The sequence below is a fragment of the Psychrobacter sp. DM4 genome (assembly GCF_051307035.1).
Classification (GTDB): domain Bacteria; phylum Pseudomonadota; class Gammaproteobacteria; order Pseudomonadales; family Moraxellaceae; genus Psychrobacter.
Window position 1 is genome coordinate 1063180 of record NZ_CP195536.1, and the last position, 20241, is coordinate 1083420.

General features: G+C 44.0%; 14 protein-coding genes, 1 other RNA gene and 1 pseudogene. 6 read left to right on the forward strand and 10 right to left on the reverse strand.

Annotated elements, in window-relative coordinates; genetic code table 11:
* Positions 1-138 precede the first annotated feature (138 nt).
* Positions 139-1143: an NAD(+) kinase gene (locus ACR64G_RS04675; RefSeq protein WP_435980360.1), complete on the forward strand. Its 1005-nt coding sequence runs from the start codon at positions 139-141 to the stop codon at positions 1141-1143.
* A 48-nt stretch (positions 1144-1191) separates the two neighbouring features.
* Positions 1192-1503: a YeaC family protein gene (locus ACR64G_RS04680; RefSeq protein ID WP_435980361.1), complete on the forward strand. Its 312-nt coding sequence runs from the start codon at positions 1192-1194 to the stop codon at positions 1501-1503.
* A gap of 106 nt (positions 1504-1609) precedes the next feature.
* On the opposite strand, the gene ACR64G_RS04685 is transcribed toward ACR64G_RS04680, so the two are convergent.
* The 6 genes and pseudogenes from ACR64G_RS04685 to ACR64G_RS04710 form a co-directional block, all read right to left on the reverse strand.
* Entirely contained in the window at positions 1610-1984 is a 375-nt protein-coding gene (locus ACR64G_RS04685) for a HopJ type III effector protein (RefSeq protein WP_435980362.1), read from the reverse strand.
* Between the two features lie 158 nt (positions 1985-2142).
* Positions 2143-2310 (reverse strand): annotated as a pseudogene (gene csrA / locus ACR64G_RS04690) (carbon storage regulator CsrA); the annotation flags it as partial.
* A 364-nt stretch (positions 2311-2674) separates the two neighbouring features.
* Positions 2675-3961 carry an aspartate kinase gene (locus ACR64G_RS04695; RefSeq protein WP_435980363.1) on the reverse strand — a complete coding sequence of 429 codons (1287 nt, stop codon included), beginning with the start codon at positions 3959-3961 and terminating at the stop codon, positions 2675-2677.
* Between the two features lie 270 nt (positions 3962-4231).
* Positions 4232-6904 carry an alanine--tRNA ligase gene (gene alaS / locus ACR64G_RS04700; RefSeq protein ID WP_435980364.1) on the reverse strand — a complete coding sequence of 891 codons (2673 nt, stop codon included), beginning with the start codon at positions 6902-6904 and terminating at the stop codon, positions 4232-4234.
* Between the two features lie 165 nt (positions 6905-7069).
* Positions 7070-9001, reverse strand: a complete 1932-nt coding sequence (locus tag ACR64G_RS04705; RefSeq protein ID WP_435980365.1) for a TIGR00341 family protein — start codon at positions 8999-9001, stop codon at positions 7070-7072.
* A 231-nt stretch (positions 9002-9232) separates the two neighbouring features.
* Positions 9233-10654 (reverse strand): L,D-transpeptidase family protein, encoded by a 1422-nt coding sequence (locus tag ACR64G_RS04710; protein ID WP_435980366.1) that lies wholly within the window; start codon positions 10652-10654, stop codon positions 9233-9235.
* A gap of 402 nt (positions 10655-11056) precedes the next feature.
* Between ACR64G_RS04710 and prmB the strand changes: the two genes are divergently transcribed.
* Positions 11057-12127: a 50S ribosomal protein L3 N(5)-glutamine methyltransferase gene (gene prmB, locus ACR64G_RS04715; RefSeq protein ID WP_435980641.1), complete on the forward strand. Its 1071-nt coding sequence runs from the start codon at positions 11057-11059 to the stop codon at positions 12125-12127.
* A gap of 80 nt (positions 12128-12207) precedes the next feature.
* A complete protein-coding gene (gene aroC / locus ACR64G_RS04720) occupies positions 12208-13311 on the forward strand; it encodes a chorismate synthase (RefSeq protein ID WP_435980367.1) in 1104 nt (367 codons plus the stop codon).
* A 126-nt stretch (positions 13312-13437) separates the two neighbouring features.
* On the opposite strand, the gene creC is transcribed toward aroC, so the two are convergent.
* Positions 13438-15180, reverse strand: coding sequence for a two-component system sensor histidine kinase CreC (gene creC / locus ACR64G_RS04725; protein WP_435980368.1), 1743 nt, complete (start codon positions 15178-15180; stop codon positions 13438-13440).
* Positions 15180-15959 (reverse strand): response regulator, encoded by a 780-nt coding sequence (locus ACR64G_RS04730; protein WP_435980369.1) that lies wholly within the window; start codon positions 15957-15959, stop codon positions 15180-15182. Before ACR64G_RS04730 ends, creC begins: the two co-directional genes overlap by 1 nt.
* 273 nt (positions 15960-16232) lie before the next feature.
* Between ACR64G_RS04730 and ACR64G_RS04735 the strand changes: the two genes are divergently transcribed.
* Positions 16233-16904: an alpha/beta hydrolase gene (locus ACR64G_RS04735; RefSeq protein ID WP_435980370.1), complete on the forward strand. Its 672-nt coding sequence runs from the start codon at positions 16233-16235 to the stop codon at positions 16902-16904.
* A 98-nt stretch (positions 16905-17002) separates the two neighbouring features.
* Positions 17003-17361, forward strand: a transfer-messenger RNA (tmRNA) gene (gene ssrA / locus ACR64G_RS04740).
* A 234-nt stretch (positions 17362-17595) separates the two neighbouring features.
* On the opposite strand, the gene ACR64G_RS04745 is transcribed toward ssrA, so the two are convergent.
* Together ACR64G_RS04745 and ACR64G_RS04750 are read right to left on the reverse strand one after the other, a co-directional pair.
* Positions 17596-18792, reverse strand: a complete 1197-nt coding sequence (locus tag ACR64G_RS04745; RefSeq protein ID WP_435980371.1) for an aromatic amino acid transaminase — start codon at positions 18790-18792, stop codon at positions 17596-17598.
* Positions 18793-19154: 362 nt separating this feature from the next.
* Positions 19155-20153 (reverse strand): GlxA family transcriptional regulator, encoded by a 999-nt coding sequence (locus tag ACR64G_RS04750; RefSeq protein ID WP_435980372.1) that lies wholly within the window; start codon positions 20151-20153, stop codon positions 19155-19157.
* Between the last annotated feature and the right edge of the window lie 88 nt (positions 20154-20241).

Genomic DNA, 20241 nt, shown 5'->3' on the forward strand with positions numbered 1-20241 from the left:
TGAGGTCGATTACTACAGTTAACAACGATAATGGGTAAAACATGCTAGTTTAAGCGCTTATTTATCGCTATTATTATCACATTTCTTTTTAGTATATGCTTTTTTAGCAATTCCCTTTTTAAGATGCCGAGTCGTTTTATGGAAAACTCAGCGCAGTCTGCAAGATTGCCAAATTTGCACGAATCAGAGCTGTTTCACGCTAACAAAAATCCAGCCTTTAGGCGCATTGGACTCATGGGACGTGCAGGAAAGCGTAGCGTCACTCAAAGTTTAGTACAGATCGCTCAAACCATTAACGAGATGAATCTGACTTTGATTATGGATGTGCAGACCTCAAACTTGCCAACACTTGATTTGGCTGAGATTGAAAAGGTCAAGATTGTCAAACGCGGCTTGATCGGTGAAATATGTGATCTGGTGATCGTAGTGGGCGGCGACGGGTCTATCTTACACGCCGCAGAAGCACTAGCTCGATACCGCGTGCCCGTATTGGGTGTTAACCGAGGTCGTCTAGGGTTTTTGGCAGATGTCAAACCTAATGAGGCAGCGTTCAAACTACGTCAAGTGCTCATGGGGGATTATCAACTCGATCATAGGTTTTTATTGACGATGGAGATTCGTGAAGGGTGCAACCTAATTCATGAGGATATGGCGCTCAACGATATCGTATTGCACGCGGGCAAATCAGTGCATATGATAGATTTTCAGTTAAAGATTGATGGTCATGATGTTTATCGTCAACATAGCGATGGCTTGATTGTGGCTACGCCTACAGGCTCGACGGCCTATGCATTATCTGGTGGCGGTCCGATTATTCATCCGAGTATGGATGCGATATGTTTAGTGCCGATGCATCCTCATACTTTGTCCAGTCGACCTATCGTCGTCAGTGGCAACAGCGAGATCTGTATTCGTATTCATGAGGACAACCGCACCCAACCTATGGTTAGTGCTGATGGCAAAGCAAGTTTGCCGCTTGAGCAAGAGCAACGCCTCTATATTCGCAAACATCCTGACAAATTAACTTTGTTACATCCCCCAGGTTTTGATTTTTATGAGGCCTGTCGCACCAAACTGCATTGGAATGTACATGCTGAAGAATTTGGTTTGGACAGTGATGACGATGATGACATCTTAGATTAAAAGCGCTGGTTAAACGTCAATTAAAAGTATAAATGTGGAGTAGGTAAAATGGATAAACAAACAATACTAGCAACCTTGACTCCTGAAGTCGTAGAGAGGTTTAAAGTCGCAATTGAGCTTGGTAAATGGCCTGATGGTCGTGTGTTAAATGATGAACAGCGTAAGACTTGTATGCAGGCGGTTATGATTTGGGAGCATGAGCATCTGCCTCCTGCTGAGCGTACAGGTTACATTCATAAGCCTATCAAGGATAATGGGGATATCATTGGCGCTGAATGTGATGTCGAACACGAACATCATTATCCTAATATGCCTAATCCTAAAGGCGCCATTCAACCTGTGAAGTTCCGAGACAAATAAAGTTTAAGGATAAATAATACGCCTTAGTATAAAGGCGGCAATAAAAGAGCCACGCTATTATTGATAGCGTGGCTCTTTTATTGGTTTACTTCTAACAGTGGAAGGTTTATAGCGAAGTGGTATCAACACTTGGACGTATCGTTAAAGGATTTTTTTCCATCAAAAACCCTTGCCAGCCCCAGTGTAAAAAGTTACGAATGTTAGCATGATCAGTCCCATTCGGTGTCGCTTGTACTTTTTCAAAATGCTCACCAAATAGCTTTAAGGTATCCAGCTGACTTAACTTATGGTGCTTGGCAAACCCAAAAACCTTGGCGCTACCTTCGTTTTCTCCAGCGTCATTGTGTACTTGACCATTAACAAAAGAGGCAGGTGCATAGCGATAAAAATCATCAATAAAACTGATGACATCGTTAAATCCAATAGCCTTTTTGCTCAAGCCATTTAGTAGCGCTGATACGTCTGATTGGCGAATACTCATAAATAAAAGACCCCAAAACCATTTAGAATTTCTGCTTAAGATAGCAGCATTATAGAATACTAGAATTATAAAGTAGCAATTTAGCGATTAAAGTAATCTTCGTCATCGAAAGAAGGTGCAAAGTTGCCTTGCTCTAAATGCTGCATCTCTGACTGTACTGAACGTTCATGCTGAATACGTTGATAAATCTCTTCGCGATGCACCGCAATATCCTTTGGTGCATTCACGCCGATACGTACTTGGTTGCCCTTGACGCCTAATACAGTCACACTAACCTCGTCACCAATCATTAGCGTTTCGCCCACACGGCGTGTCAAAATTAACATGCGTCATACTCCTTATGTCACATGAACAAGTTATTGCTCACTGAGATATGTCTTAGTAATAAGAGATCACCGTGTGACATAACTATCGCAATAATAGTTGTTGTTAAAAACAATAGTCAGGTAAGTAGCCTAAAACAATAGCTACTACGGTAATAATAAAGTCGGTTTTTAGCCTGATTCAATGCCCTATTATAAGTGGCATAAGAAGTACTGTCACGGCTTTTAACAAAACTGCTAGGTAAATACCCAAAGTCGTGAGCAATAAAATAAGAAGGGCATGTAAAGGCCCTATTTTATTTCAAGCAGTATTACCTTTTAAAAGTTTATTGCAATAGCTAGGGCGGCAGCCATTGACGATTGTAATCTATTGTCCTGCAACCTTGCTTTCGCCCTCGGTACGATCCAAACCAAAAGCAGTATGTAGCGATTTAACCGCTTTTTCTAGGTGCTGCTCTTGAATCAGAACGGAGACTTTTATCTCACTGGTCGATATCATCTGAATATTGATATTATTCTCGGCAAGTGTCTGGAACATAAGGCTGGCAACCCCAGCGTGCGAGCGCATACCAACACCGACTAAGGAGACTTTAACGACTTCACTATTGCCTATAATTTCTTTAGCGCCAATCTCGTTTTTGACTTCTTCGTTAAGTACGGTCATGGTCTTATCCATGTCACCGCGATTGACCGTAAAAGTGAAGTCAGTAGTACCATTGGTTGAGAGGTTCTGCACGATCATGTCAATCTCGATATTGGCATTGCCAATAGGACTCAAGATAGCTGAGGCAATGCCAGGATGATCAGGTACACCGCGTACCACTATCTTTGCCTCGTCTCGGTTAAAAGCAATACCTGAGATAACTGCCTGTTCCATATCGTCTCCTTCGTCTATCGTAATTAAAGTGCCTACGTTATTTTGAAAGTCTGCATCAAAGCTGCCATCGGTGTTTTCATCAAAGCTAGAGAGCACGCGTAAAGGCACACCATATTTGCCTGCAAATTCAACGGAACGGATCTGTAGGATTTTGGAGCCAAGGCTTGCCATCTCTAGCATTTCTTCAAAGGTGATTTTTTTAAGCTTTTTGGCTTTTGAGGTGACGCGAGGATCAGTGGTATAGACGCCATCAACGTCAGTATAAATTTGACACTCATCAGCGCCTAACGCAGCTGCGATAGCGACACCTGTCGTATCGGAGCCGCCGCGACCTAGAGTCGTCGCATTGCCTTCACTATCTATACCTTGAAAACCTGCTACGATGACAATGTTGCCCGCGTCCAGCTGCTTACGAATATTGACGTCATCGATGGACTCGATACGTGCTTTGTTATGTGAGTTATCCGTTTTTATAGCGACTTGCCGACCGGTAAAGGAGCGCGCGCCAATACCCAAATCTTTAATTGCCATTGCCAGTAGTGAGATGGAGACCTGCTCACCTGTCGATACCATTTGATCGTACTCGCGAGGGTCGGGCTGAGCACTGATTTGACGTGCTAAATCAACTAAACGGTTGGTTTCGCCACTCATAGCAGAGACAACGACGACGACCTGATGACCATTATCATGCCAGCGCTTCACTCGTTTGGCGACGTTTTTGATGCGCTCTATACTGCCCATTGATGTACCACCGTATTTTTGTACTATTAGCGCCATATAAATCCACCTAGTATTTATTAAAGGTTTTGTTCGCTGTTGTCTAGAGTCAATGCGCCTCTGAGACCTACTCAAAACCTTGTGATAAGAGTTACTTATTTATTCAGTCAACTGCGTTACTGACAATAAGACTAACATCAGTGCAAATGCTGACCTTTATAGCACATCTGCCAGCCAATTTTAAGTCGTTGACCGATTTAGATATATGGCGATTGGTTATGAGGGCTATAACCAATCGCATAACAGTTGTCTTTTGTTAGCCTGTAATGACTAGCCAAGCTGTGCTGCAATCCATGATGATAGTGCTTTAATAACCGCGGTGCTAAGATCAGAATTGGGCGCGCCGCCCTGAGCATAGTCAGGCTTACCGCCACCTTTACCGCCAAGCTCACCTGCTAGATGACGAATAATGTCTCCGGCTTTAATGCGAGCGGTCAGGGATGTTGCAACGCTTGCTGCGAGCGCTAATTGCCCGTCTTTGTCTCCAACGATGACAATAACGCTATCAGGTAACTTAGATTTGATATCGTCCATCAAAGTACGAATAGACTTACCATCGATACCGCTTAGAGTACTGACTAAAACGGGCGTACCGTTAATAGTTTGTACCTCATCTAGCAAGCTTGCTGCTTGCGTGCTGGCCATTTTTTGCTCAAAGCGTTCAAGCTGTTTTTCAAGCTCACGTTGACGGCTTGCCATAGCTTTGACGCGCTCAGTGACGTCAGGACGTTTGGCTTTGAGCTGACTTGCAAGCTCGCCTAATTGCTGATCGTTTTGCTGAATGTACTTGACAGCATTCATTCCAGTGACAGCTTCGACGCGGCGAATACCAGCGGCGATACCTGACTCGCTAATGATCTTGAAAAGGCCAATATCGCCTGTACGTTGAACATGAAGGCCGCCGCACAGCTCAATTGAGAAGGGCTTACAAGTACCATCATTAATAGTCTCAGTACCCATCGTAAGTACGCGCACTGTATCTCCGTACTTTTCACCGAATAGTGCGACTGCGCCTTTGTCCATCGCTTCATCGATCGACATATTCTCTATGTAAGCAGGCGTATTCGCTTGAATCTGCTCGTTGACCAAGCGCTCAATGCGAGTCATTTCTGCGAAAGTTACTGGCTTATCATAGGCAAAATCAAAACGTAAGACGTCGCTTGATACCAGCGAGCCTTTTTGACTCACGCTCTCGCCCAATACTTCACGTAACGCTGCATGGAGTAGGTGAGTGGCTGAATGGTTCTTAGCACTAGCAGCACGGATACTAGAGAGTACTTGCGCGTCAGCAGTCTGCTGGGCGCTGATAGTGCCCATCGTCACAACGCCATAATGGATAATAGCTTGACCTGACTTTTTAGTATTTTGTACTTCAAAGACGCCAGAGGAGGTGCGAATCTCGCCAAGCTCACCGACTTGGCCGCCGCCTTCAGCGTAAAACGGTGTACGATCAAGCACTACAACGCCTTCCATATCCTCATCCAAGGTATCGACCAAAGCGCCGTCTTGATACAAAGCTTTGAGGGTGACATTATCCTCGCTTAACTGCTCATAACCAATAAATTCGGTAGGAGTATCGACCTGAATCACACTGCTGTAATCAACATCAAATTTGCCTGCATCACGCGCACGTGCGCGCTGCGCTTGCATGTGCTCATCGAACTCGTCTTCATTGATAGCGATACCACGCTCACGGGTTATATCGGCGGTCAAATCAAGCGGAAAGCCGTAAGTATCATAGAGCTTAAAGGCCGCTTCTCCTGAGAGTACATCACCATCTTGCAAGCCTTCAAGCTCGCCTGCAAGCAGGCGCAATCCTTGTGCTAAGGTCTTTGCAAATTGTGCTTCTTCTTTTTGAATTGCATTTTCGATAATGCTCTGTCTTTTTACTAATTCAGGATAGGCATCACCCATCTCGCTAACTAATGGCGCAACCATCTGATAGAAAAAGTCGCTCTGAGCGCCAAGCTTATTACCATGACGTACCGCACGGCGAATGATACGGCGCAGCACATAACCGCGACCTTCATTGCTTGGCATCACGCCATCAGCAATCAAAAAAGACACTGCCCGTATATGATCGGCAATCACTTTTAAGGAGGACTGCTGTTCATTTTTGATCTCTAAAACCTTAGCCGCTGCATCCATCAAGTGGATGAATAAATCGATCTCATAGTTGCCATGAACGCCTTGCATAATCGCGCTAATACGCTCAAGACCCATACCCGTATCGACACTTGGTGCGGGCAATGGCAGCATCGTGCCGTCTTTTTGACGGTTGAACTGCATAAAGACGCAGTTCCAAATCTCGATAAAACGGTCGCCGTCTTCTTCAGGCGTGCCTGGTAGACCACCTTCTATCTGTTCGCCATGATCATAAAAAACCTCAGTACAAGGACCGCAGGGGCCAGTATCACCCATCGTCCAAAAGTTATCGGAGGCGTAGGGTGCACCTTTATTATCACCAATACGTATGATGCGATCGGCAGAGATACCAATGTCTTTGTGCCAGATATCAAAAGCTTCGTCATCGGTCTCATAAATAGTCACGTACAGACAATTTTTATCAATATTCAACCATTCGTTAGAGGTCAAAAACTCCCAAATGTAGGCAATGCCTGCCTGTTTGAAGTAGTCGCCAAAGGAGAAATTACCGAGCATCTCAAAAAAAGTATGATGACGGGCAGTGTAGCCAACATTGTCTAAGTCGTTGTGCTTGCCGCCTGCGCGTACACATTTTTGTGAAGTCACCGCGCGCGTATAATCACGGGGCTCCATACCCAAAAACGTCTCTTTGAACTGGTTCATTCCTGCATTGGTAAATAGCAAGGTCGGATCGTTGTGCGGTATCAGACTTGAGGATGAGACAGAGGTATGCTGCTTGCTTACGAAGAAATCTATAAAAGCTTTACGAATATCGGCTGTTTGAGATGGCTGGCTCACAGCGGCTCCTTATAAGGAATGTCATTAAATAAAATATTTTGCCAGCGATTTTAGCACATACACTAAAGATCTTGGTAAACGATGTCTATACTTGTCTTAAATATAAGGTCTTAGACCCGCTATCTCAAATAAAATAGCAGTCAATAAGACTTTGGACGTTTATGATTAGTTAGTCAAAATAGCAGCATCCGTTTCATCAAGCTTGTCTCTGATAATAGGATTAGACTCTATGACCTGCACTGGTATATAACGCAGTTGTAACTTAATCGGTAGATAATTTGGATAGTTCTCTGCCATGTCTTTTGTCACTATGGCTTCAATTTGATTGACATCGTTTGAGTCAGGAGTTGTCTCCCCACGTATTACCGCGCGTACGATCTGATTGCCGTTACCCTTAGTAAACTGGGTGTTGGTCAGCACGTTGCCTTTTTCGATAAAGTGATCGTTGATAGCACTTTTTACGCTACTCTCAAACACTTGTTGTTTAGCATTGGTCTGCAAGTTAATCGTTAAATAAGTACCTAAGATACCGAGCAGTACTAGCGCTATCGCATTACGTCGCAAAAATGTCAAATAGGTGCTGGTTTTATAATCATCATCGATCAAACGGCGAAAACCCAAAATCCAAAGCACCATCGCATTGGTAAATTGAATCGCGATAATGTTGGTCAGTGCCAACAGCGCGGCCCCAAAACCTAAGGTTAGCTCACCATTAGCAAACAAAATGCCACTAGCAGCTAAAGGCGGCACCAACGCCGTAGCTACGGCTACGCCAACGACAGCGACCGATAGGTGCGGCGATACCATAGCATAAGCACCTGCGGTACCTCCTGCTAACGCGATCATCAAGTCCATTGAAGTGGGCTGAGTACGCGATAAAATCTCTGCGGTCAAAGGCTGCTCATTGTGTAGCAGACCAATAATAAAGCCGACAAAAATAACTAAGAATACGCCAGCTGCGACTGTAAATAGTGACTTACGCAATAGAGGGATTCGGTTATCGATGACCGCAAGCGCCACGCCAGTAATAGGCCCTAGCATCATAGCGACTAGCATGGCACCAATGACGACGGCTGCTGAGTTAGTGACCAGACCATAACTTGCAATGATGGCGGAGAGTATGTTCATCACAAAGTACATTCTGGTGGGCAGAGCATTAGCTTCGATTTTGACGCGTACTTCAGGATAGTCTATTTTTTGTTTACTAAACTGCTCAGCGACGAACTGCTTATAAGATTCAAGTTTGGCTTCTTTAACTTCTTTGACTTTTTCCTCTTCTTCATGTATCTCATCGTTGCTTTTATCTTTCTCATCTTCATTGTTCTGTGCTTCTAGAACGCCTGCAGTTTTAGTGGTTTCTTCATTCACAGTTTCTGTTTCTGTGTTAGTGGATTCTTTGTCAGTAGATTCTTGGTTTGGGAAAAGAGCTTGTTTATTGGCAGTCTGCTCACAGTAAGTAGCATCTTGCTCATTTTGACTCTGATCTGAAAGCTCGGTAGTGGGTTTGTCGATTGAGAAGTGCTCTTTAGTCTCTACTCTTTGCTGTTCAGGATTGTCTACGTCAGTACTATCGACCGATAGAGTGATGATAGACTCGGTTACCTCATCAACATCGCCCTCAGCACTAATTGTAATCTCAGCATTTTCGTCTGCAATATAATCGAGATGATTATCGACCTGTGCGGTATCAGTGGGGTTGCTGTCGGTTTGAGAAGCGACTTCTGGGGGTTCTGATGCTTCAGTAACGACCTGCTCATTAGATTCAGGCGTCTCCAAAGTTGCAATGACTACATCAGGACTAACGGACTCTAATATTATTGTAGACTCAGGATTCTGAGCGACCATTGTCTCTGCTTCTATATCGTCTGCTTCCACATCATCTGTTTCTTCAGTGATTTCTACAGTTTGATCGTTGACTTGAGTATCTGTTTCGATCTGTAAGTCTGCTTCATTTGATTCGGTACTATCACGATCCAAATTTTCGATATGATCAATTAGAGGCTCTGAGGATACTTTGCTAGATTTAGAAGGAGGGGCGTTAGCAGGTGTGTCTGAAGTAGGAATAGAGTGCTGAGCGGAATCATCAGGTAGAGTCATAGTAACTGGCTTCGTTAGAAGAAAAAGAGAGGTACTATTGTAATGATAAACCAAGAAAGTCGTAGACGTTTTTGCGGTTATTTAGAGGATGAATTTGTAAAGAGGAATAGAAAAGGTATTAGTCCCTGTCAGGGCGTATTTATGAATTATCAAACACGCCCTAGACATCTAAAGGTCTAGAGAAAAAAAGACCTTTAATAAAAGGTCTTTTTTGATAGATAACTATTGCGGTTACTGTAGTTCAACCGTCGCACCGTTTTCGATATTGGCATAAACCTCTAGTACATCCCAGTTGGTCAGGCGCACGCAACCTGCTGAGGCTTGCCGACTGATACCTTCAGGCTTCGGTGAGCCATGTAAACCATATGAGGGTTTTGATAGTCCCATCCATACTACACCGACTGGATTGTTCGGACCTGGCGGTATCATATGAACTTGCTTGCCACTACCTTCACCGACTGTCGCTTTGTACCAAGGCATCTTGACTCTATTAATAATCTTGAACGTCCCTTGCGGTGAGGGGGTAGCATCACTACCGACAGTAGTCGGATAGGTCGCAACCAGTTTATCGCCATTATAGGCATAAAGGGTCTGATCTGCTTTGTTAGCGACTACGCGGTTGATACGCTGATTAAGCGCGCCGCGCGTATTTAGGACAGTAATGGTCTCGCCTGCTTGATAGGTTTTATTTTTATTAAGCTTCTCAAGATAGCGTATATCCATATGGAAACGCTCACCTAACATCTCCTTGATGTCTTGATAGTATAGACCTTTCATCTTTGATTTGGCTGGATAGCCTGAGGGTGTCGTCGCAAAGTTGGTTTTGATATCGTCTTCGGTCAGCGTATAAGTGACCAGTACGGGTTTATTTGCCGGAATATTCTTGACTAGAGCGTCCCAAGTTTTCTGATTCATTTTACCAGTCGTTGGCAAGCCTTTCATCGCCTGAAAATTGGTCAAAGCCTTTTTGCTGTTCATGCCCCAGCCCCCATCGATAGGACCAGGAGAGGCATGATTCCAATCTAACAACGCTTGTATCTTAATGGTCATCGCCGAGTTGACATTCATACTTGGCGACCAAGCAGCACTGTTTACTTGTTTGGCGTAGTTCGAGAGATTCAAAGTGGTATGAGTCTTGCCATCGATATCTTCGATACTTTTAATCGTGGTATCAGTATTGGCCGCTTGCAACTGTTCTGTACGCGGAATCTCAAATGCTGGCGCGTCAAACGGCTCATTGCCTTGACTGGGCGCTGCTACCGCTTGACCTTCGCTAATATCATCTGTGCGATCAGACTGCTCATCTTTACGTGCCAATTCCTGCGCGCTCATATTATCAGCAGCAACATCATTAGATGGCGACGGGTTCATCGGTTTTGTGCTAGTAGTCGATTGATTACGCTTAGCATCGATGAGTTTTCCCATACGATCAGGCATATTGTTTTTGGGCGTAGCAGTCGTGCTAGCGATTGAGCGGTTGCGGTTTTCTTCTACATCAAGACTCGTTAGCACAGCAATACTCGGCAGTTGATCTGCGGTACGTACGGGCAAAGTACGAGCACTATCATTGGGTGCGGCGAATGCGCCGACACTAATGCTAGCACTGAGCGCTGCGATAGACATGGAGGCAATAAGCGGCTTTAATTTCATCATATGTATCACTCGTGATGGTTACTAATGAGGCTATTATGCTCATATTTAGGAGGGTTCGCAAACTTTTGACACACATTTTTGTACCGACTATCCGCTTTAGCTCAACTGCTGACGCGTTTGATACAAAGTAGAAGTAATTGAGTTATGAATTACTGGTTTTAGCAATAATTGCTACTATAAAAATGTCATAAAAAAAACTAATAGTACTTTATGACGATAGTGATAGGCATTGAAAATACAGTGATTGGCGCAATCTTATGTTTGCGTCTATAATGCGTAAACAGATTCATTGCATATAGAGTTTATTTAAGTCACAAGTATCTATAATAAAGGGGCGGTATGTCAGCAGATCAAATCATGAGCGCAGAAGATTTTCAGAATCTACACCTAGATGAAGAAGCGATGCAGGACTCAGAGCACAATCAATTTGCCAATTTGCATAGCGAGCTTGAAGAGGCCCGCGCGCAGCTATTTAGCATTCGTGATTTTATTCGCTTTGCAGTTACCCAATTGCGCAACTACGACGTCGTTGTCGCTCAAGGCACGACAGACGAGTTCGCCGAAGCTGCCGCTATCGTATTGCATTCATTAGCTCTTGATTGGTCTGCTAATGAACAGATTCTTGATTGCCGTTTGACCTCATCAGAAAAGCAGGCGGTGCTTAGCCTATTAGAGCAGCGTATTAGCGAGCGTAAACCGCTAAGCTACTTGATTAATTTGGCTTATTTTTGTGATTTGCCTTTTTATATTGATGAGCGCGTTTTGATTCCACGCTCACCCATTGCTGAGCTGATTCGTCAACAGTTTTATCCTTACTTTGATGTAAACGAGCTTGCCAAACCATTAGGTCAGGCAAGATCAGATAATGCCGCTAGTTTTTATGATCATGGGCTGGATATGAAGCAGTTGTCACAGCCTGAGCGTATATTAGATATGTGCACAGGCTCAGGCTGTATCGCTATCGCTATAGCGACTCGTTTCGTTGATGCGTTGGTGGATGCCGTCGATATCGATAAAGGCGCACTTGAGGTCGCAATGGTCAATGTAGATCATCACGATTTGGGTCATCAGGTCAATGTCATTGAGTCGGATCTGTTTGCCAAAATACCAGCGGAAAACCAGTACGAGCTGATCGTTACCAACCCGCCGTATGTGGACGCTGCCATTATGGCAGATTTACCGCCAGAGTTTTTGTATGAGCCTGAGCACGCGTTGGCAGCGGGGCAAGATGGTCTAGATTTAGTGCATCATATCTTGTATCAAGCTGCTGATTATTTGAGCCCTGATGGTCTACTCATTTGTGAAGTTGGCGATAGCGAGTGGGCACTGAACCAAGCTTATCCTGATATCCAGTTTGATTGGCTCAAGTTTTCGCTTGGCGGGCACGGGGTATTCGCCATTACTTATGATGAGCTCATCGCCAATCGCGGGCTGTTCGCTAATTATGTGCAGAGGTTAGATAGCGCTCAGTAGAAGCTATTGGTTTTAATAGTTACAGACAATAATTTGATGATACAAGTGCTCATAGCAAGCACTGATGACTAAGGATGAGTATGGCAGGCAATAGTATTGGACAGCTGTTTTGTGTGACCACGTGCGGCGAATCGCACGGTGCAGGTCTTATAGCGATTGTGGATGGTGTGCCATCTGGTCTTGAGCTCAGCGAATTAGATTTGCAAGTTGATTTGGATCGCCGCAAACCAGGTACCTCTAAGTACGCCACTCAGCGCCGTGAGTCGGACGAGGTCGAGATCATCTCAGGAGTGTTCGAGGGCAAAACAACAGGCACCTCAATCGGTCTGTTAATTCGTAATACCAATCAAAAATCAAAAGACTACAGCGAGATCAAAGACACCTTTCGTCCCGGTCATGCCGACTATACTTATAGTATGAAATATGGTTTTCGTGATTATCGCGGCGGCGGACGCTCATCAGCACGCGAGACAGCGATGCGCGTTGCTGCGGGGGCTATCGCCAAGAAATATCTATATGATAGATTAGGCGTACAAATTCACGGGCACGTCACCCAAATCGGCAATGAATACAGTCAAGTTACCAACCCAAACGACATTGATTGGGACTATGTCAATAGCAACCCGTTCTTTTGTGCGGACAAGGATGCTGTCGCCCGTTTTGAGACCTTGATTGACAGCTTGCGACGTGAGGGCACCAGTAGCGGCGCGAAACTTGAAATTATCGCAAGTGGCGTCCCTGTTGGTCTTGGTGAGCCTGTATTTGATCGCCTAGATGCTGATATTGCTCACGCTATGATGAGTATCAATGCGGTAAAAGGCGTTGAGATTGGCGATGGTATGGCGGTGGCAGGGCAGTTTGGTCATACCTCCCGTGATGAGCTGACGCCTAATGGTTTTACCGCCAATCATGCAGGCGGCATCTTGGGCGGTATCTCATCCGGTCAAAACATCAGCGTGAGTATAGCGCTCAAGCCAACATCGAGTATCACAACACCTGGCAAAAGTATCAATACTCAAGGTGAGGCGGTTGATATGTTAACCAAAGGTCGCCATGATCCGTGCGTTGGCGTGCGGGCTACCCCGATTGCTGAGGCGATGTTAGCCATTGTTTTACTTGATCACTACCTGCGTAACCGTGGTCAAAATGGTGATGTCAAAGCACCCGTTGATTCCATTACTTAGCGTAGTGTTTTTAGCATCATTAAAAGCCATTTGTTTTCTACTATTTTTAGGGAACAAATGGCTTTTTTATGTTTACAACTTTGACGGTAGCGATATTCAGCGTGCTTACTTAATAGTTATCAAACCTTAAACCAAAGGCAGGGTGATACTGACCTTAACGCCACTTATTAGCTGCTCGTTTGACTCTGTGATTATATTATTCAGGCTGACGCTACCACCATGATGTTCAACGACTTGTTTAACCAAAGTTAAACCAAGCCCAGTACCTTTTTTGGGTGCGCTGCTAAAAGTGTTCACGGTACTTTTATCGTTGTTTCGTTCAGCACCAGAGCTTGTCTGGTAAGAGCTTGGCGGAATTATGCGCTGATGCGATAAGCTAAAGTATCGATCAAAGGCTTTAGTGAGTGCATAATCAGGAATAGGTTTGCCATCGTTAAAGATGGTAATAGTCACAACCTGTGGCTTGGTAGGTAGCGTAGCAATTGATTGGGTTGCAACACTAAGTACAATGTTGACTCTAGACTCAGCAAAATGAATGGCATTGTCTAATAGGTTTTGCAAAGATTGTACTAACCAAAATCGATCAGCAAATACTGTCGTCTGTGTCAGTACATCTGTCGTCGCTATTACGTCAGAATCTAAAAGCTTGTCGCTCATATATAGGTGAATAGGAGCCAATTGCTGCTGCTGTAATTGAACGGTGTTGTCCCTAATTAAACTTTGCAACAAAGGCACTAAAGGTATGGATTGTCTATTGAGTCTAAAGGTTGGTTGCTCAACTTTGGCTAGCAGCAGTAACCGGTCAATCAACAGTTGCATTTTGATACTTTGCTCACCAACGGTTTGAATGAGCATTTGTCGATCCTCTGCGTCAAGTCCATCATCTTCTAACAGCTCACCGCTGGCACGAATAGCGGTCAGTGGGCTTTTAAGCTCATGGGTGAGCGTATGGACGTAATCGCTGACATAAGCCTTGTTTTCTAATCGATGCTTCATCGTCTCGATAGTGTCGGTGAGATTATTAAGCTCATTACCTAAATAAAAGTATGGCTTTTGCGTGTCTTCTGCTAGCGTCCGTGTATATTTGGTGACTAAGGTAATACTTTGTTTGAGCCACCATGCTACGAGGCCTGCGAGCATAAGCGCAATAATACTGACTAGCAAAGCGGTAACGAGCATGCGCTCACGTGTATTATCCAGATAGGGCAGTACGCTAGCAACAGGTTTGCCCACACTCACTACCCCAATGATCTGGCTCATATCATTCACTATAGGCTGCGCGACATACATGATAGAACTGTCGCGCTTACGACTATCGCTTACAGTGCTTCTCACGCCGTATTGTCCGCGCAAGGTCAAGTAGATGTCATTCCAGCGACTATAGTCTTCACCCTCAGCGTTGTCAGATTCGGGCAATGAGTCATATATGACAATACCCTTGTTGTCCGTGACATAAATACGAAAGCTACTATAAGTTTTTTTGTCGTAAGTCGTTTTGCTATTATCCCCTGCCAATTGACCTACAAATGCTTTGTCAAGACTGGACTGATAGCTCTCGTCATATAGCGTTCCTGACTGTAGCGGCTCTTGCAAGCTTGCTGCCATAAGTTTACTAGTATCAAGCAAAGTATCTTCAATGACTTGTTTGACAGTAGGTTTAACGTAGCTAAAGAGCTGAGTAAATACAACGATACCGCATATGATAAGCACCAAAGCGACTGCCAGCCAAATTCGAAAAAATATACTTAAATTAAGAGGACGCTTTGGAACTTCAACCTGTTGATCGGTACCGATAGGATGCAATTTGGCGTACCAATTGCTTTGGCTGATTTTAGCGTTTTTTTGGTCTGTATTATCAAAAGAACTCATCAGACGGGGCACAATCCATAACCGAGTCCGCGATGGGTATAAATGACATCAAGACTCTCATCGACCAATGATAACTGCTTGCGAATCGATTTGACATGGCTATCTATCGTTCGTGCTAGGCGATGATCAGGGTAGTCGCTTACCGCATTGAGGAGTTGCTCACGGCTAAAGACCTGATTGGGGGCTTGCAATAAAGTCAGCAAAATTTTGCGCTCGGTATTGCTCAGCTCCAGCTTTTGCTCTTGCCAAGTCAGTGAGTAATTGAGCGGCTGATACTGCCACATACCTGATTGACACTCAAAAACTACTACCTGTTCTGCCAAAGAATGGCCACTGCCGTTTGCTGTATCCGTAGCCGCAGTTGCTATTTGAGTCGTTTGTTCTAGTAGCAGCTGCTCTCGTCGCCAAATAGATTTAAGACGAGCGACCAATTCTCTCGGGCTAAAAGGTTTGGCGCAGTAGTCATCGCCGCCCATCTCAAGACCTAGAATACGATCGACTTCATCGCTACGAGCCGTCAGAAACACAATGGGCGTATTCTTAAGCTGATCAATATCAGACGCATAACGAATATGCTGACATAAGCTAAGCCCATCGCCATCTGGCAGACCGACATCTAAAATAATGGCAGACAAATCTTGCACCGCATCGCTACGTAACATCGGTAGTACACTGCTAGCATTATCCAGCCAAGTCATAAGCCAGCCCTCACGCTTGCAAGTCACTTTAAGCGACATAGCAATAGCAGGATCGTCTTCTACAAGTAAAATATGAGTCATAATATGTACAGCACTAAGTGATAAACAAAGTAGTGGAGGTCTTTATCATGTGTTGAAAAAAAACGATTAAGCATCATAAAGCCTATAATACTCAGGGTTCAATACTATAAAGTCTTAGTTATAAAACTATCCTAGCACGTAAATTTTGTAAAATGATGCAAAGGCTATGAAAAATTGATGAATAATAACGAGAACCTAAATACCTATTTAACACGTTATTTAACACGTATAAATTTTTTAGCACTTATAAATCTTTTAATTTGAGGAACGCAGATGAGCACCTATTTAGACGTCGTCACCGTAGAGCATAACCCTTTGAGCAAACCTATAGATCGTGCTGTTATTTGGCTACATGGTTTGGGCGCTAGCGGTCATGATTTTGAACCTGTCGTTCCGCAGCTAGGACTCAGCTCAGACATGGCCGTGCGCTTTATTTTTCCACATGCACCGCAGATTCCAGTGACTATTAATGGCGGTATGGTCATGCCCGCTTGGTATGACATTTTGGAGATGAGTCTGGATCGTAAAATCGATGTGACCCAGATTGAATCCTCCGCTCAAAGCATCCGCAATTTAATCGCTCGTGAGATCGAACGTGGCGTCAAACCTGAGCATATCGTCATCGCAGGATTCTCACAGGGCGGGGCAGTGGCTTATCACGTCGCACTCGCTCATCCTGAGCGCTTGGCGGGACTGATAACGTTATCTACTTATCTAGCGACCAATGATATCCTTGACTATAGTACTGCCAATAAAGACATCCCAATATTGATTGAGCATGGCACGCAAGACCCTGTTGTACCTGTCATCTTGGGACAACAAGCGCAGCAGGTCTTAGCGGATAAAGGCTATAACGTAGATTACAATACTTATCCAATGGCGCACCAAGTTTGTATGCCGCAAATTCAAAACATCGGTCAGTGGTTAAATAAAGTTCTAGCCTAGTTGTTACGATGCTTAGTTTTGGCTGTAATTATATGTAATGAGCATCGAGCATAGGTTGAATTACACCCACTACTTAATATATAATAGCCAGTCTTCTTGGGGATGTTCTGGCTTCGACGCTGGTGATGAAACTCAATGATGCATGTCGAGAGTATATGTCCTCTCGTTAATCCAACATATATTGTTATAGTCGCAAACGACGAAAATTACGCTCTAGCAGCATAAACCCTGCTTACTAAGTTGCTGATCACCTACAGTTGGTCAACTAAGTTGAAGCGTCCGCATGTAGGCTCGCCACAAGCGATTGTCTCAATTGCTTGGGTTCAAAAGTAGAGAATCGTTCAATCCATCCTGACTGTCGGATCGGTGCGAATTAAAGCCAAAGACAGAAACTAAACATGTAGATTCATGAGCGTAATGCTGGCGGACGCGGGTTCAACTCCCGCCATCTCCACCAAATATTATTAAGAAAGTCAGTCACTTAGGTGGCTGACTTTTTTATTGACATTGTTTTGACACCATCAGCTTAAGGATAATTTTTGCCTCAGCACCAGAGAAGGTAACAATGTAAATAGTCGCTTGATTTGACTTTGAATTAAAGAAGGTTCAAATTAACACCATTCGTTTTAAGCACAAAAAAGCTGAGCCACTGCTCAGCTTTTTTATTATCTATAATTGGCAAAAAATACAACTAGCCTTTTAATATTTCAGCCATAGCATTAGCGACATAGTCAATATTATCAGTATTTAGACCAGCTACACACATACGAGAATTGGATACCATGTATATACCAAACTCGCTTTGTAGACGCTCCACTTGTTCAGGCGTGAGTCCTGTAAAGCTAAACATACCGTTTTGATCCGTCAAGTAATCAAAATTGCGGTCAGGAACGTGCGCCTCTAGTACTGATTTGAGTTTGAAACGCATGGATTTGATACGATCACGCATAGCATAAACTTCGCCAACCCACTGCTGATGTAACTCATCATCATTCATAACGATATCGACAACATGACCACCATGTGACGGCGGGCTTGAATAGATACGACGTACGGTAAAGGCCAATTGACCAAAGACGCGCTCAGCCTCGTCAGGAGTCGGACAAACGACAGATAGACCGCCAACACGCTCGCCATATAGCGACAAGTTCTTCGAAAATGAGTTACTGACAAATAATGGCAGCCCCATATCGACCGCTTTACGGATGGCGTAGGCATCACTGTCCATATCTTCGCCAAAACCTTGATAAGCGATATCCATAAATGGAATTAGTTCATGCTCTTGAATCACGTTTAATACGGTATCCCACTGCTTGCGTGTCAAATCGACACCAGTAGGGTTATGACAACACGGATGCAAAAGTACGACGTCATTCTTATTCAAAGTTTTGAACAGTGCGATCATCTCATCGAATTTAATACCGCCTGTAGCCTTATCATAATAAGGATACTTGGCAACTTCAACATCACTACCTTCAAAGATAGCAATATGGTTGCCCCATGTCGGATCGCTAACGTAGCATTTAGACTGCGGGAACCACTCATTGATGAACTCAGCACCAACTTTTAGCGCACCAGAACCGCCGATAGTGGCAATGGTAGCGACCAGATTATCTTTTAATATTTGCGCGTCTTTGCCAAATAGTAGGTTCTGACAAGCCTTACGATGTCCAGGCAAGCCCTCCATCGGTAAATAGGGGCGAGGAGACACCGGATCAGCGATGCGCTTTTCTGCGATTTTGACGCATTCGAGTACCGGCAATTTGCCGTTCTCGTCGTAATAAACACCAACGCCCAAATTAACTTTGTTTGGGTTGCTATCTGCAACGAATTTATCTTTTAGCCCCAAGATAGGGTCACCAGCATAATAGTCGACACGTTCAAACATATTTTTTCCTTAAAATTAAAACCGCTAAAAAGCATAAACCAGATTGGCGATGAACTCAATACGCCTATAGAGATTTAGGTAAATTTACAGATAGACAAATTATACTATAGTGAAAAAATTTTCTAAGGGTAATATAAGTTTGCTTACAATAAGTTGCCGATTACTCAGAGTTTTGCACTGATACTACAGCGTGCATTGAAACATACAGACGAGGTAATACTATCCTTTGCTATCACCTTCAATACGCTTCTATGAAGTGAATGATGGAATTTGATCTATCTATCATAGGCATCTGACGCGAACAGGTAATAAATCATGGTTGTTTGTTCGAGCAACGAAAATAAAGCACACCCAAATGCTGTTTAAATCACCATACGCGAAAATTTGTTTTGATATTCTTTTGGCGTCAGCTCTGTTGCTCTTTTAAACAAACGGGTAAAAGAGGAGATATCACTATAGCCCACTTGGTAAGCTAGCGACTTTATAGTCACTTGTCCTGATTCTAATAACCGCTTGGCCTGCTCAATTCTAACCGCCTGAATGTACTCAATAGGGCGCATCGCTACGCAAGCTTGAAAACGTCTGTTCAAGGTGCGCGGCGTGACATTGACCATTGTGGCTAGATCGCTCACTTGTAGTGGCTCATTGAAATTGCCTTCAATAAATTCTTGTACCTGCTTAACCAGCGTATCGGTATGCGACTTATGAATCGTCACATTGGTATAGCTATTTTGACTGCCGCGCTTGCTATCGATGATCTGTGTTTTTGCAACCTGCGTTGAGACCTCGCGCCCGCAGTAACGCTCGATGAGTAATAGCGCCAAATCATAAAAAGCACTGCCGCCTGCCGCACAAAATATATTACCCGATTGAGTGACAAATTGATCCTCTTGCAAGTTTACCTGCGGATATTCGTTTTTGAATTTATTTGCATAACCCCAATGCGTGGTCGCCGTTTTGCCATCCAACAGCCCAGCCGCCGCTAAGAAAAAAGCGCCACTACAGTTACTCGCGATATCGGCCTCAGTGCTGGCAAGACGTTTTAGATGCGCTAATAAAGCACTATTTTGCGTCAATACTTTATCGATAGAATCACCAATGGTTGGAATGAGTAGCAAGTCGCATTCGATCACTTGGGCAATATCGCAGTGCGCTTGCATGATGAGACGGTTGCTACATTTGATGTCGTTTTTGCCAAGGCTTGCGATTTGTACCCTAAACTTTGGTTCTACTTCCAAATCTAAAAATCGCTGCCAGCTGACTCCTGTAAACGAGAACAAGTCTAACGCGCCAGCCAGTACGCTACTAAGCACGCCATCAAATCCAAGAATGACAACTTCAAAAGGTTTTTGGCTGGGCATTAGATTTGATCTCCTTGCTCTAATTACTAAATAAACAATTACTAAACGAGCGATTGCTAAATGAATGTCTTTTTTCACCTTAATTATG

Bases quoted from the DNA above. Each gene is read 5' to 3' on its own strand.
- ACR64G_RS04675 (WP_435980360.1), top strand. From the start codon at position 139: ATGGAAAACTCAGCGCAGTCTGCAAGATTGCCAAATTTGCACGAATCA.
- ACR64G_RS04680 (WP_435980361.1), top strand. From the start codon at position 1,192: ATGGATAAACAAACAATACTAGCAACCTTGACTCCTGAAGTCGTAGAG.
- ACR64G_RS04685 (WP_435980362.1), bottom strand. From the start codon at position 1,984: ATGAGTATTCGCCAATCAGACGTATCAGCGCTACTAAATGGCTTGAGC.
- ACR64G_RS04695 (WP_435980363.1), bottom strand. From the start codon at position 3,961: ATGGCGCTAATAGTACAAAAATACGGTGGTACATCAATGGGCAGTATA.
- ACR64G_RS04705 (WP_435980365.1), bottom strand. From the start codon at position 9,001: ATGACTCTACCTGATGATTCCGCTCAGCACTCTATTCCTACTTCAGAC.
- ACR64G_RS04710 (WP_435980366.1), bottom strand. From the start codon at position 10,654: ATGATGAAATTAAAGCCGCTTATTGCCTCCATGTCTATCGCAGCGCTC.
- prmB (WP_435980641.1), top strand. From the start codon at position 11,057: ATGCAGGACTCAGAGCACAATCAATTTGCCAATTTGCATAGCGAGCTT.
- aroC (WP_435980367.1), top strand. From the start codon at position 12,208: ATGGCAGGCAATAGTATTGGACAGCTGTTTTGTGTGACCACGTGCGGC.
- creC (WP_435980368.1), bottom strand. From the start codon at position 15,180: ATGAGTTCTTTTGATAATACAGACCAAAAAAACGCTAAAATCAGCCAA.
- ACR64G_RS04730 (WP_435980369.1), bottom strand. From the start codon at position 15,959: ATGACTCATATTTTACTTGTAGAAGACGATCCTGCTATTGCTATGTCG.
- ACR64G_RS04735 (WP_435980370.1), top strand. From the start codon at position 16,233: ATGAGCACCTATTTAGACGTCGTCACCGTAGAGCATAACCCTTTGAGC.
- ACR64G_RS04745 (WP_435980371.1), bottom strand. From the start codon at position 18,792: ATGTTTGAACGTGTCGACTATTATGCTGGTGACCCTATCTTGGGGCTA.
- ACR64G_RS04750 (WP_435980372.1), bottom strand. From the start codon at position 20,153: ATGCCCAGCCAAAAACCTTTTGAAGTTGTCATTCTTGGATTTGATGGC.